11 protein-coding genes are annotated in these 13580 nt (G+C 55.7%); 8 read left to right on the top strand and 3 right to left on the bottom strand.

Annotated elements, in window-relative coordinates:
• The first annotated feature begins 134 nt into the window (after positions 1-134).
• The 7 genes from ACFOMG_RS16175 to ACFOMG_RS16145 all read left to right on the top strand — a co-directional run bounded on the left by ACFOMG_RS16175 (position 135) and on the right by ACFOMG_RS16145 (position 9650).
• Entirely contained in the window at positions 135-1172 is a 1038-nt protein-coding gene (locus tag ACFOMG_RS16175; RefSeq protein WP_376868173.1) for a rod shape-determining protein, read from the top strand.
• 222 nt (positions 1173-1394) lie between these two features.
• The gene (gene mreC / locus ACFOMG_RS16170) at positions 1395-2213 is read left to right on the top strand and encodes a rod shape-determining protein MreC (RefSeq protein ID WP_376868171.1); all 819 of its coding nucleotides are present in this window, start codon (positions 1395-1397) and stop codon (positions 2211-2213) included.
• A 1-nt stretch (position 2214) separates the two neighbouring features.
• The gene (gene mreD / locus ACFOMG_RS16165; protein ID WP_376868170.1) at positions 2215-2694 is read left to right on the top strand and encodes a rod shape-determining protein MreD; all 480 of its coding nucleotides are present in this window, start codon (positions 2215-2217) and stop codon (positions 2692-2694) included.
• Positions 2695-2704: 10 nt separating this feature from the next.
• On the top strand, positions 2705-3277 hold the full coding sequence (locus ACFOMG_RS16160; RefSeq protein ID WP_376868168.1) for a Maf family protein: 573 nt from the start codon (positions 2705-2707) through the stop codon (positions 3275-3277).
• Between the two features lie 44 nt (positions 3278-3321).
• The gene (gene rng, locus ACFOMG_RS16155; RefSeq protein ID WP_376868166.1) at positions 3322-4773 is read left to right on the top strand and encodes a ribonuclease G; all 1452 of its coding nucleotides are present in this window, start codon (positions 3322-3324) and stop codon (positions 4771-4773) included.
• A gap of 13 nt (positions 4774-4786) precedes the next feature.
• Entirely contained in the window at positions 4787-8785 is a 3999-nt protein-coding gene (locus ACFOMG_RS16150; RefSeq protein WP_376868164.1) for a YhdP family protein, read from the top strand.
• Positions 8778-9650, top strand: coding sequence for a carbon-nitrogen hydrolase family protein (locus ACFOMG_RS16145; protein WP_376868162.1), 873 nt, complete (start codon positions 8778-8780; stop codon positions 9648-9650). The genes ACFOMG_RS16150 and ACFOMG_RS16145 overlap by 8 nt, the downstream gene beginning before the upstream one ends.
• On the opposite strand, the gene ACFOMG_RS16140 is transcribed toward ACFOMG_RS16145, so the two are convergent.
• From ACFOMG_RS16140 to ACFOMG_RS16130, 3 genes are read right to left on the bottom strand one after another with little or no spacing between them, the layout of a single operon-like run.
• Positions 9643-10971 (bottom strand): magnesium transporter, encoded by a 1329-nt coding sequence (locus ACFOMG_RS16140; RefSeq protein ID WP_376868160.1) that lies wholly within the window; start codon positions 10969-10971, stop codon positions 9643-9645. The two genes, ACFOMG_RS16145 and ACFOMG_RS16140, sit on opposite strands and share 8 nt — an antisense overlap.
• The gene (locus ACFOMG_RS16135) at positions 10968-11513 is read right to left on the bottom strand and encodes a mechanosensitive ion channel domain-containing protein (protein WP_376868158.1); all 546 of its coding nucleotides are present in this window, start codon (positions 11511-11513) and stop codon (positions 10968-10970) included. Before ACFOMG_RS16135 ends, ACFOMG_RS16140 begins: the two co-directional genes overlap by 4 nt.
• Positions 11510-12532 (bottom strand): succinylglutamate desuccinylase/aspartoacylase family protein, encoded by a 1023-nt coding sequence (locus tag ACFOMG_RS16130; protein WP_376868157.1) that lies wholly within the window; start codon positions 12530-12532, stop codon positions 11510-11512. Before ACFOMG_RS16130 ends, ACFOMG_RS16135 begins: the two co-directional genes overlap by 4 nt.
• A gap of 197 nt (positions 12533-12729) precedes the next feature.
• Between ACFOMG_RS16130 and ACFOMG_RS16125 the strand changes: the two genes are divergently transcribed.
• On the top strand, positions 12730-13557 hold the full coding sequence (locus ACFOMG_RS16125) for a mechanosensitive ion channel family protein (protein ID WP_376868155.1): 828 nt from the start codon (positions 12730-12732) through the stop codon (positions 13555-13557).
• The last annotated feature ends 23 nt before the right edge of the window (positions 13558-13580 follow it).

Here is a 13580-nt window from a genome sequence, read left to right as displayed (position 1 = left end):
ACAACAGCAGCGCCACAGAAAGAAAGGCCAGAAGCCTAGCACAAATGCGCCTTGCTCTAAATCCCCACCATTGCTAGAGTTACTGCAATTTTTTTACCTACCCGCGTGTGGGAAATTGTGCAGGGAATCCTTGGATGTTTAAGAAGTTAAGAAGCATGTTTTCCAGCGATCTGTCGATCGATCTGGGAACAGCGAATACGCTGATTTACATGCGTAATCAGGGCATCGTACTGGACGAACCGTCCGTGGTTGCGATTCGTATGCAGGGCCACGCAAAAAGTGTCGCCGCTGTTGGTGCCGAAGCAAAACGTATGCTGGGCCGTACTCCGGGCAACATTCAGGCCATCCGCCCGATGAAAGACGGCGTGATTGCCGACTTCGAAGTGACCGAAAAAATGCTGCAGTACTTCATTAAAAAAGTACACGAAAGCAGCGTCCTGCCACCCAGCCCCAGAGTGGTGGTGTGTGTACCTTACCAGGCAACCAAAGTGGAACGTCGTGCCATCATCGACTCCGTAATGGGTGCCGGTGCCAGCCGTGCTTACCTGATTTATGAGCCAATGGCTGCCGCTATTGGTGCCGGCCTGCCGGTCGACGAAGCCCGTGGTTCTATGGTGGTGGATATCGGTGGTGGCACCACAGAAATCGCCATTATTTCTCTCAGCGGCGTGGTTTACGCAGAGTCGGTTAAGGTGGGTGGTGATCGCTTCGACGAAGCCATTGTCGCTTATATCCGTCGTAATTATGGCAGCCTGATCGGTGAAGCCACGGCAGAACGTATCAAACAGGAAATCGGTACCGCATATCCGGGTGGTGAAGTACGTGAAATTGATGTTCGTGGCCGTAACCTGGCGGAAGGTATTCCGCGCAGCTTTACCCTGAACTCCAATGAAGTACTGGAAGCACTGCAGGAATCTCTGGCGGCAATCGTCCAGGCGGTTAAAGGTGCGCTGGAACAATCGCCACCGGAACTGGCTTCCGACGTTGCCGAACGCGGCATGGTATTAACCGGTGGTGGCGCGTTGTTACGTGACCTGGATAAACTGCTGAGCGAAGAGACCGGCCTGCCGGTACTGGTAGCCGACGACCCACTGACCTGTGTTGCACACGGTGGTGGTAAGTTCCTGGAAACGGCCAGCGAAAGCCAGCTGGAAATGGCGGCCATGGATTAATCCGGGCCAGCCAGTCAAAAAAGCCCTCCCTTATCCCGATAAGCGAGGGCTTTTTTGTCGCACTCTGACATTTTTTAAGGAAACATCGGTTCTCTGTATCGCTGCGAATCGGTATAGTTAGCGTTTTATCATCCGGCTTACTGATGGGCGTTGCGCCCGTATTGACGTAAGGAATACAGCATCAAATCTCAGTTTCAGGTTCCGCCATTTCAGGGACAGAAAGTGGCTGCCATTGCAGTGCTGGCTATGGCACTGATCTGGCTCGACAGCCACGCCCCCTGGTTACAACCGCTGCGTAATGCCACCGGTTACCTGATTTTGCCTGCGCAGAAGGTGGCTGCGATTCCGGCGGCCATGGCCGACTGGTTTGGTGAATCTGCCGCCGCCCGTCAGGAGCTGCAGGCGGAAAACAAAAAGTTAACCGCCCGCAACCTGATTCTGGAAACTAAAGCCCAGCGACTGGCAGCACTGGAAGCGGAAAATATCGAGCTGCGCGAACTGCTGTCGGCGTCTGAACAGATCGACGACCGGGTACTGGTTTCGACCTTAATCGCCGTTGACCCGGACCCCTATTCAAAACAAATCCTGATCGACAAAGGCAGCGAAGACGGCGTCTTCCTTGGCCAGCCGGTACTCGATGCTTATGGCCTGTTAGGTCAGGTGGTGGATGTTTTACCGCGCTCCAGCCGGGTATTGATGATTGCCGATTCCAACCACGCCATTCCGGTGCAGGTGAACCGCAACGGCGTCCGCGCCATCGCCGCCGGTACCGGCAGCCTGGCCGAACTGGAACTGATTTATGTGCCTAACACTGCTGATATTCAACAAGGCGATTTATTGGTCAGCTCCGGCCTCGGCGGCCGCTATCCCAAAGGCTACCCGGTGGCCCGGGTCGATCGGGTGGAAAACATTCCCGGCAAACCCTTTGCCAGCGTAACCGCCCGGCCGAGCGCTCACCTCGACCGCAGCCGTCACCTGTTACTGGTATTCCAGCAGGGGTCGGGGCAGGTTCCTCCGGAAACCTTATGGCGGAAGCAATAATATGATGGATTTCAGAACCCTGCTGGTATTTGCCACCTCGGTTTTTCTCGCGTTTACACTGCAGCGCCTGCCGATGCCGGAAATATTATCCTGGCTGCAACCTGCCTGGGTGACCATGGCAGTCACCATCCTGGTGTTACGCGCGCCGCAGGTATTTGGTTTATGGCTGGCATTACCGTTAGGGCTGATGCTGGATGCCGAACAAGGCAGTTACCTCGGCCTGCATGTGTTGTTACTGACGCTGCATATTTATCTGCTGCAGGTGATGTACAAACGGGTCGCCATGTTTAACTTTATTCAGCAGACCGGCGTGGTTTTCCTGCTGGTCGCGTTACAGCAGCTATTGGCTTACTGGGCACTGTGGCTACTGACGGAAGACAGCCGGCCGGTGGACATCTGGCGTCCGGCGTTAACCTCAGCGCTGATGTGGCCCTGGGTATACGCACTGGTCAGTCTGGCCATGCGCAAAGTACGGCACTGACGGAGTTTTTGTGTTTTATCTGGCCTCAGCTTCCCCGCGACGACGGGAATTATTAACCCAGATTGGTGTCAGCTTTGAACTGGCACCGGTTGCCATCGATGAAACGCCACACCCCGCTGAAGCCGCGCGCTCATACGTTGAACGTCTGGCGCAACAAAAAGCCGCGGCGGCGCTGGCCAGTCTGGATGACCCACAAGCCGTGGTACTGGGGTCCGACACCAGCGTGATCCTTGGTGAGGATATTCTGACCAAACCGGACAGTACAGCCGACGCGCGCCAGATGTTACGTCGCTTGTCAGGCCAGCCACATCAGGTTTTTACCGCGGTTGCGCTGCTCAGCCACGAGCGTCAGCAAGTCATCAGCGTCGCCACCGAGGTGGTTTTCCGCGCTCTGGACGAGGCCGAAATCGACGCCTATATCGCTACCGGCGAACCGATGGACAAGGCCGGTTCATACGGTATTCAGGGCAAAGGTGCGATACTGGTAGATCACATCAGTGGCAGTTACAGCAATGTGGTGGGGTTACCGCTGACGGAAACCGCCGCACTGTTAAAGAATTTTAATATTCCTGTGTGGGCCTGAGCCCGGCGCAGCTGAAACGGGCCTGAGCCCGGCAAGGTAAAGCCATGAATGCAGAGATTCTGATGAACGTTACCCCAACGGAAACCCGGGTGGCGGTGGTCGAAAACGGTGTATTACAGGAAATTGTCATCGAGCGCGCCAATCATCGTGGCATCGTTGGCAATATCTACAAAGGCAAAATTGTGCGTGTCCTGCCGGGCATGCAGGCCGCCTTTGTCGACATCGGGCTGGAGCGGGCAGCTTTTATTCACGCCGCCGAAATCGGCAACGGTGACAGCAACACGCCGATCAATCAGCTGGTGCATCAGGGCCAGTCACTGGTGGTCCAGGTCACCAAAGATCCGATTGGCACCAAAGGCGCACGCCTGACTACCCAACTGGCAATCCCGTCACGTTACCTGGTGTATATGCCCGGTGCAGATCACGTCGGCGTTTCCCAGCGTATCGAAGATGATGAAGAACGCGACCGCCTGAAAGTGCTGGTTAACCAGTGTATGGAGCAGGAAGGTCTGACCGGCGAAGCCGGCTTTATTTTACGCACGGCCGCAGAAGGCGTGGGCGAAGACGAAATTCTGGCCGATACCCGCTACCTGCGCCGACTGTGGCGCAAGCTGGAAGAACGCATCAAAGAATTTACCCCGCCGGCCCAGATTTACGATGAGTTGCCGTTATCACAACGGGCACTGCGTGATTTCGTGCGCCCGGAAATCGAAAAGATTCTGATCGACTCACGCGAAACCTCCCAAAAGATGGCATCGTTCACCGAACAATATATGCCGGAAATCGAAGAGAAGCTGGAGTATTACCCCGGCCCGCGCCCCATCTTCGAACTGAACAGCGTCGAGGATGAAATTCAGCGCGCACTGGAGCGCAAAGTCCCGCTGAAATCCGGTGGTTACCTGGTCATCGATCAGACCGAAGCCATGACCACCATCGATGTGAACACCGGTGGTTTTGTCGGGCGCCGTAATCTGGAAGAAACCATCTTCAAAACCAACCTCGAAGCCGCCACCGCAATTGGCCGCCAGGTGCGGCTGCGTAACCTGGGTGGCATCATCATCCTCGATTTCATCGATATGATCGATACCGAACACCAGCGTCAGGTATTACGGATGCTGGAAAAGGTGCTGGAAAAAGACCACGCGAAAACCAAAATCAGCGGTGTTTCAGAACTGGGCCTGGTGGAAATGACACGCAAGCGCACCCGCGAAAGCCTCGAACATATGCTGATGGAGCCCTGCACCGCCTGTGACGGACGCGGTTCGGTGAAAACCGCCGAAACCATCTGTTACGAAATTTTCCGCGAAATTCTGCGCGAAGAACGGGCTTACGAAGCCGGTACCTATCTGGTACTGGCCAGCCAGCAGGTGGTCGACCGCCTGCTGGATGAAGACTCCGACGGCCTCGCCGATCTCGAAGCCTTCATCGGCAAAGCCATCAAACTGCAAGTCGAAAGCCTGTATACGCAGGACCAGTACGACATCGTGCTGCAGTGAAGAAGGTATAACCGTGCGCTGGCTCTCACAACTGTGGACACAAATCTGGATCACCCTGGTGGTTGCTATGGTCAGTCTGGCGTTATACGTCAGTGTTGGCCGGCAGCTGATTCCACTGGTGGAAAGCCTGCGCCCGGATGTTGAACAACAGCTGTCTGCGGCGTTACAACAACCGGTCAGCATTGGCTCATTAACCGGTGGCTGGCATATTCTGGCGCCGGTGGTGACGCTGCAGGACATCACGCTGGGGGAAGCGGAAAGTGGCCTGCATATCCGCAAAATTGTTGCCGAGCTCGACCTCAGCGCCAGTGCGTTTTATCAGCTGCCGGTGTTTAAACGTATCGAGGTCAGTGGTGTGCGCGGCCATATCGTGCAGCTGGGAAAACGCCACTGGCAACTGGCCGACGGCTGGCAGATAGGCCAGCCTGACCTGACCATAGACCCGCTGACCGGCACCACCCGCGCCGCCGCAGCCATCAGGCGTCCGGGCTGGCTCGATTTACTGGAGCTGCAACAGGCGCTGGTGTTAAGCGACTGGCGCATCACTCACCAGGGGTTGGACGTCAACGACCAGCTCGAAATTCATCAGCTGCTGTGGCGTAACCGGGCCAACAGCCGTGCCATTGAAGGCCAGGTTGCCTGGGGGCTCGAACAACTGGCGCGCCTGACGGTAAAAGGCACCTTCCAGGGGCCGCTGTGGCCCTGGACCGATCAGGACGCACAGTTTTATGTCGCGGTAGAACCCCAGGACTGGAGCCGCTGGGTGCCCGGCCAGCAACAGGATCAGTTCCACCTGCAACAACTGAGTGCCGGCCTGCAGGGCTGGGCCAGCATTCGCGACGGTGATCTCAGCAGCCTGGTAGCCAGCGTTCAGGTCCCGCAACTGGCACTGAAAACTCCGGGCGAAGCGCTGCAACTCAGCGGCGGTAATATCCAGCTGCGGGCCAACCGCAAAGGCAGCGACTGGGACATGCGTATCCGGCCGCAGTTCGATCAGCCCCTGCCGCTGCAGGAGCTGACCGTCAGCGCTGCCGTGCTGGAGCAACAAAAAGGCTGGCAGTTCGGTATTCCACAACTGGATATTGCCGCGGCGCGCGAATTACTCGAAAAACATGCCCTGCTGCCCGACAACATTCTGCAATACATCCGCCAGACCCGGCCACGCGGTCAGGCATTGAATACCCGCCTGTCATTATTACCGGGCCAGGATGAACAGCCACTGCAACTGGCGTTATACAGCGATATCCATGAAGCCAGCAGCGACAGTTATAACGGCATACCGGCATTCAGCGACATCAGCGGTAAGCTGGCACTGACCCCCAAGGCCGGAAAACTGACGCTGGACGATGATGATTTTGCTGTTCAGCTGGCCGGAATATATGCCGACAGCTGGCGCCTGCAGAATGGCCGCGGCACCTTTTACTGGCAAATCAATCACGACGCCTTCCGTTTACGGCTGGCGGATATGCAGGCGCAGTTTAACGGCATCGATATCCACGCCGATGTCGGCCTGCGTATACCGAACAACGCCGATGTTGAACCCAACACCAGCGTATTAGCGGCATTCCGCCAGGCGGACGCTGCTCAGCGAGACCAGCTGGTACCAGAGTTATTAGACCCGTCCGTGCGGCAGTGGATCAGCGACTCAATCCTCGCCGGCCAGTTTCACAACGGCGTGTTCCTGCTTAACGGCCGCCTCAGTGAACAGCCGCCCAGCAACAGTAACAGCGTGCAGTTGTATTTTGATGTCAGCGATGCGCGGCTGCGTTATCTGCCGGACTGGCCTGAAGTCACCGGTCTGAGCGGCCGGATGTTGCTCGACGCCCCCAATCTGGATGTCTGGGTGGACCAGGGCAAAACCCTGGGTGGCCGTTTTGCTGAACGCAGCGCCCGCATTCGTTTACGGAATCACAATGATCAGCCGCAGCTACAGGTCTCCGGCCAGTTAATTGGCCAGGCCGACCAGGCGTTACGCTATTTCACCGAAACCCCGCTGCAACAACAGGTAAACGGTGCCTTTGATCAGTGGCAGGCCAGTGGTGAGCTGCAGGCCAGCATGTTAATGAAAATGCCGCTCGGCGGTGACAACAGTGTGCCGAAAGTACAGCTGGATGTGGCGGTCAGCGATGCTGCCGTTGAACTCAGCGAGCTGAAGGTCAAACTGCAACAACTGAACGGCACATTACACTTCGACAGCGAACTCGGCCTCTCTGCCGAGCGCCTGAGCGGCTCGGTATTTGGTGGGGATTTTGACGCCAGCATTCAGTCCCAGAGCTATCAGGGGGGCTTTGATATGGCACTGTCGGCCAAGGGTGATGCCCAATGGCCTGAGGTGAAACAATGGATGCCGCTGTTTTTACTCGATCCGCTGACTGGCCAGCTGAATTATCAGGCGCGGCTGGATATTAAATCGGCCAAACGCGGTGGTCTCAGCTTCCAGCTGAACAGCGACCTGAGTGGCACCACGATCGATATGCCACAACCGCTGGGCAAAGATGCGCAGCAGCCCCGTCATCTGGCACTGACTGTGCGACCGGGAGCAGAAACCCGCATCACCCTGAACTACGATGAGCTGATGAAAGCCGCCCTGGCTATGGATGAAGACGGCCTGGATCGTGGCCAGGTGTATTTTGGTGGTCCGGATCCTTTCCTGCCCAGCGACAAAGGGGTGGTGGTACGTGGTGCCATCAAACAACCGATTAAAGCAGCCGAATGGTGGGATCAGTGGCAACACTTCAGTGCTTTGTTAAGCAACACCGAAAACGACAACAACGCACCAGCGCCAGGGCAAACCGCCAGCGCCAGCCATAATCCGCTGCGTCAGATTGATTTACAGATTGCCGGAGTTGATTCCTGGGGCATTCCCATGGGCCAGCTGCGTCTGAATGCCAGCCAGCAGTGGAACGAGTGGCAATTTAATGTCGACAGTGATCTGGTTAAAGGTCTGATCACCCTGAAGCCAGACGGCCAGCCGATCGATATGCAGCTGGATTACATCCATATGCCGTATAAGGATGAAACCGCACAAGCAGTCAGTCAGGCAGCGGACGAAGTGGCAGCGGAGGCAGCAGAGCCAGAAAAACCGGATCCGTTAGCAGCCCTCAATCCGGCCGATTTCCCGGCGATGGATATGCAGCTGGCGGAGTTTTATGTTGGTAGCCGCAACTACGGGCGCTGGCATGTCAGCTCCCGGCCCGGCGCTCAGGCAATGAAAATTCAGCTGCACGACAGCGATATGAAAGGCATGCAGATCAGCGGCGACGTATTGTGGCAGAAGCAGGATGGCTTGCATGTTACTCAGCTCGACACGCTGGAAATCCGCAGCAAAGACGTCGGCAAGGTATTACGCTCGTTCCGCCAGAAAGCCATTATTGAATCCAGCGATATGCGGGCTTCGCTGAAGCTCAGCTGGCAGGGCTCGCCACTGATGTTTAACAGCGCCAGCCTCAATGGCCTGGCCAGCCTGCGCCTGCGGGATGGCAGTATTGATGCCGAAGGCGCCGGAGCGTTGAAAGCCTTCGGGGCACTGAACTTCAATTCCATCAGCCGCCGCCTGCGCCTCGACTTTTCCGATCTCTATCAGTCGGGTCTGGCGTTTGATGTACTGAAAGGCAAAGCGCGGATCGAAGACGGCTTATTAACCCTCAGCGAACCGTTACTGGTTGATGGCCCGGGTGGCAAGTTCCTGACCTCCGGCAGCAGTAATCTGAACGATCACAGCCTGGATATGAAGCTGGCGGTAACCTTCCCGGTAACCAGTTCTCTGCCGATGGTGGCGGTGCTGGCCGGCCTGGCGCCACCGGTGGCGGCGGCCATTTATGTGTCGGAAAAACTGGTGGGTGATGAACTGGAACGCTTTACCAGCGCCAGTTATACCGTCAAAGGCCGCTGGGAACAGCCGGAATTAAAAATTGATCAGGCCTTTAATAACGAAGTGGAAGGTAAGAAAACCCGCAGCTTTAAAGACCGGGTGTTAAGTATTTTTGGCATTGATGGTGACGACGATGACTGACACACACAAGCTAAACAGCAGCCCGCGCAAAGTCGCCGCCATACAGATCAACAGCCTGACGGATATCGAACACAACCTGCAGCAGATCGAAACCCTGCTGGCCGACGCCCAGCAACAGGGGGTTCGTCTGGCGTTGATACCGGAAATGTTCGCCACTCTGGATGGCAAACAATATCCCGCAATTGCGGCCGATGATGCCTTGTACCAACGCATTGCCGGCTGGGGAAAACGTTTTAACCTGTGGCTGATTGCCGGCGCTTATCCTTTGCCCTGCCCGCCGGATGCGGATGGCAAACGTGACCCGCGGGTGCGTTCGGCGTGTCTGGTGTTTGATGATCAGGGCGAGTTACAGGCGCGTTACGACAAAATTCATTTATTCGATGTCGATGTTGATGATGCCCAGGGCAGCTATCGCGAATCGGATCATTTTGCGCCCGGCGATCAGCCGGTGGTGGTCGACACCCCGGTGGGCAAAGTTGGCCTGGCGATCTGTTACGACCTGCGCTTCCCGCAGCTGTTTATGCAACTGCGGGCACAGGGGGCTGAAATCATCAGCCTGCCAGCGGCATTCACCTATACCACCGGCGCAGCACACTGGCAGCCATTGCTGCGTGCGCGCGCCATCGAACAACAGTGTTATGTGATTGCCGCCAACCAGTGCGGCTGGCATGACGATCCGGGACAACCACAAAGGCGTCAGACCTGGGGGCACTCCCAGATCATCGACCCCTGGGGCGAGGTACTCAGCGAAGCGAGCGATCAGCCCGGCCTGGTGATTGCCACCCTTGAGCCACAACAGCAGGCCGATATTCGCCAGCGTATGCCGGTATTTCAGCACCAGCGCCTGCCCCCCGGCGTCAGATAAGAATCAGCGACCCGAGACCAAGGAAAATCAGGAAACCAATCACGTCGGTGACTGTGGTCAGGATAACCGCGGAAGCCACCGCCGGATCGATATTGATCTTTTCCAGCACAAACGGAATATAAGTCCCGGATGCCGCCGCCGCCAGACTGTTAACCACAATCGCACTCCAGATAATGGCGGCGATGGCAAACGAGTTAAACCACCAGTACACCACCGCGGCGATCAGCAAACCGACAAGTAAACCATTCAGCACCGCCACCTTCATCTCTTTACTGAACAGCAGCCGGATGTTCATCTGGTGTACATGCCCCAACGCCAGACCCCGTACCGTCACCGCCAGTGTCTGGCTGCCTGCAATACCGCCCATGCTGGCCACCACCGGCATCAGAATCGCCAGCGCCACCACCTGCTGCAAGGCGCCTTCGAACCAGCCGATCACCCAGGAAGCCAGAAACGCGGTGGCCAGGTTAATACACAGCCATAAAGCCCGGGGCCGGGCCGCGCTGAACACCGGAGCAAACAGGTCCTCTTCCACGACGGGAGATTCCGACGGCGCGGAATGAACCAGGTGAGACTGGGCTTCACTCAGTAACAGCGACACCGACAAGGCGCCGATTACCCGGCCGTCATCCACCACCGGGCAATACGACAACCCCTCCTCGAAGTGATAGGTTAATGCCACATCGCGGATATGATGATCGGCCTCCAGTGCCGCAATCGGCCGTGCCAGGGTTTCCACCAGCGCATCGTCACTGGAATTAAATAGCGCCGACACCGGTATATAACCAATTAAATGGCGGCCATCGTCGACCAGAAAAACCGCCGCAATCGACTCTTTCTTTTTCAGCCGGCGAATCACCGACGCGACCGAAATTCCATGGCGCACCCGCAAAAAGTTTTTCTGCATAAAACGACCGACCTGGTCGTCGTCAAAGGCTAATGCCTGTTGTAGTTCTTCGCTGCTGGTATCGTCCTGATCGAGCAGAATATTGTCGATCATGTCTTTCGGCAGCGCCTGGGCGTACGAAGCCAGATACTGGGGTGTGGCATAACGCTGAATCGCCAGCCGGGCGCCGTCGTCCAGCGCCCGCACAATATGCTCAACCGTGACCACCTGCAGGCAGTTAATCACTTCCCATAACTGGTCCTCTTCAATCAGCGGCCACAGGTTTAGACGAATATTCTGTGGCAGCGACTCCAGCAGCTGAGCTTTATCCCGGGCACTGAGTTCACGGAAATTCTGTGCCGATAACTCCGTCAGATCAGACTGCAGTAACTCCTGTAATAAACCATCCAGATTGATATCCGCACTCCAGCTCATAATACATCTCCGTCTGTTTTATCGGCTGCCGGCGGCGTGTTATCCGGGGTGATTACCACGGCTTTCTGAAACACCAGCGAATTCGGATAGGTAATTTTTTTATCGCCGTCGGACAGGATGACATGGAACATGGTGATTTCATCGATGATACCTTCCACCGAATTTTCACCATCAACGATACGCACATGATCACCCACCCGATAAGGGAAAAAGAAAAACACCACCACACTGGCCGTGACATTACTCAGGATTGACCATTGCGCAAATAAGGCGACCCCCAGTACCGCAAACACCGAGGTAAAAACCAGGCCAACATCTTTGTAGCCAAAGCCGGCAATCACACCAAACACCCCCAGCGCAATCACCACCAGCATGATCGTTAACAGATACTGGACGTATTGCACCCGCCGCCGTGAAATATGTTTTTCCCGGCCCACCCGGGTCACCAGCCGCAACATCAGTTTGCGCACAAACCAATAGCCCACGGACACCACCATAATGGCCAGCAGCAACGGAAATTCACTGTTCCCGGTCAGACTCATAACGGCGCATCTCCCGGATTCAGCAGGGCTTCGTTTAATTCTTCAATATTGTCACTGACATCTTCACTGTCGCGGAAATAGGCGATGTGGAACATGGCATCACCTTCCTGAACCAGCGGAATATTCTGCTTACCAATAACCACCCCTTCGCGCACACTCACCACCCGGGCCAGAGTTTCTCCGAAAGCGTCACCGATGGTAGCCAGCAAAGCGCCTTTCTGCACATGATCACCAATACTGACATGGTCGCGTACAATGCCGCTGGCACCAGAGCGCACCCAGCTGCTTTTATAGGCCACGAAAGGTTCAATACGGCGTTTGCGGCTGCGTTTTTTCGCCAGCATCTGCAACGCCCGCAAAATATTTTCGATCCCTTTTACCCCGGCACGAATGGATAACTCATCAAACCGTAACGCTTCTCCGGCTTCATACAGCAAAATTTTCACACCGTATTCCACCGCAGCTTCACGCAGCGAACCATCGCGCAGATTGGCGTTCAGCAATACCGGTACGCCAAATTCTTCCGCCAGTTCGCGGGTTTGCTGATCATCCAGATTGGCCCGGATCTGCGGCAGATTGGTGCGGTGAATGGCACCTGTGTGTAAGTCGATGCCGTAATCGCATTTACTGACGATTTCATCGAGAAAAATATGCGCCAGCCGGCCGGCCAGTGAGCCTTTGTCCGACCCCGGAAACACCCGGTTAAGATCGCGCCGGTCAGGCATATAGCGACTTTGATTCAGCACCCCATAAACATTCACCATAGGTACAAAAATAATACTGCCGCAGCGCAGTTTCAGGCTTTTGCTCTGAATCAGGCGGCGGATAATTTCAATGCCGTTCAGCTCATCACCGTGCACAGCGGCGGATACAAATACCGTCGGGCCATCTTTACGGGCACGTTTTACATACACCGGCATGGTCACTTCAGAATCTGTGTATAACCGCACCACAGGAAGGTCTATCTGATGGCTGCTGCCGGGGGCAATATCAATGCCGGCAATATTGAGTGGTTTCATTCCATATTCTCATCATCAGCACCGCAGAACGGCACTAAAATTGTCTCTGTCTGGCCGTTTCCCTGATGTTTTACATCATTTAACCGGCAAAGCTAATAATGGCCCCGCTCTGACAGCTGCTCAAGATTTTTCTGAGTGTTTTACTGTGATTAAATGGCAGGCACCCTCACTGCATCCGATCTGTCTACAGGAGAGTTATGAAAGACTATCTGCAAAACCTCGACCCACAGGCCCTGCTGGAGTTGGCACAACCTTTTGCCGTCAACCTGATTCTGGCGCTGGTGATTTATCTGGCCGGCAGCTGGCTGGCGCGCCGGCTGGTCAGCCTGACCCGGACACTGATGAAAAAACGCCAGCTGGACGAAGCGCTGGCCGAGTTTATCGGCAGCATTCTCAGCGTGTTATTAACCTTTGTGGTGGCACTGATCGCACTGGAGCAGGTCGGTATCGACACGACGTCATTGCTGGCCTTATTAGGTGCCGCCGGCCTGGCTGTTGGCCTGGCGTTAAAAGATTCGTTATCGAACTTTGCCGCCGGTGTCATGCTGATTCTGTTTAAGCCATTTAAAATCGGTGACTTTGTTGAGGCCGGAGGCATTGCCGGCATCGTTGAACGTATCAGTATTTTCAGCACTCAGTTACGCACCGGTGACAACCGCCAGATCATTGTCCCGAATGCCGGTATTTATGGTGACGTCATTACTAACTTTTCTGCCAAAGCCACCCGCCGTATCGACCTGGTGATTGGCATCAGTTACGACGACAACATCAAACAGGCGCGCGATATTATTCAACAGATTCTCGATCAGGAAGAACGAATCCTGGCAGACCCCGCGCCGGTGATTGTGGTCGGCGAATTGGGCGACAGCAGTGTGAATTTATGGGTCCGTCCGTGGGTAAAAACCGCCGATTACTGGCCGGTACACTGGCAACTGCTGGAAACCATCAAGACCACCTTTGATGAACAGGGTATCAGCATTCCGTTCCCTCAGCGCGATGTGCATCTGTACCAGGAAAACCAATAACCCTGCAGTGAACATCACAAAAA

This window comes from Bacterioplanoides pacificum (assembly GCF_042648445.1).
Taxonomy (GTDB): domain Bacteria; phylum Pseudomonadota; class Gammaproteobacteria; order Pseudomonadales; family Oceanobacteraceae; genus Bacterioplanoides; species Bacterioplanoides pacificum.
The sequence above is the reverse complement of the archived record's forward strand: the minus strand, read 5'-3'. Positions and strand labels throughout refer to the sequence as shown.

What these genes read in the sequence shown, in the direction of transcription:
- ACFOMG_RS16175 (WP_376868173.1), top strand. Translation starts at nt 135, where the DNA reads ATGTTTAAGAAGTTAAGAAGCATGTTTTCCAGCGATCTGTCGATCGAT.
- ACFOMG_RS16125 (WP_376868155.1), top strand. Translation starts at nt 12,730, where the DNA reads ATGAAAGACTATCTGCAAAACCTCGACCCACAGGCCCTGCTGGAGTTG.
- ACFOMG_RS16140 (WP_376868160.1), bottom strand. Translation starts at nt 10,971, where the DNA reads ATGAGCTGGAGTGCGGATATCAATCTGGATGGTTTATTACAGGAGTTA.
- rng (WP_376868166.1), top strand. Translation starts at nt 3,322, where the DNA reads ATGAATGCAGAGATTCTGATGAACGTTACCCCAACGGAAACCCGGGTG.
- mreD (WP_376868170.1), top strand. Translation starts at nt 2,215, where the DNA reads ATGATGGATTTCAGAACCCTGCTGGTATTTGCCACCTCGGTTTTTCTC.
- ACFOMG_RS16135 (WP_376868158.1), bottom strand. Translation starts at nt 11,513, where the DNA reads ATGAGTCTGACCGGGAACAGTGAATTTCCGTTGCTGCTGGCCATTATG.
- ACFOMG_RS16130 (WP_376868157.1), bottom strand. Translation starts at nt 12,532, where the DNA reads ATGAAACCACTCAATATTGCCGGCATTGATATTGCCCCCGGCAGCAGC.
- ACFOMG_RS16145 (WP_376868162.1), top strand. Translation starts at nt 8,778, where the DNA reads ATGACTGACACACACAAGCTAAACAGCAGCCCGCGCAAAGTCGCCGCC.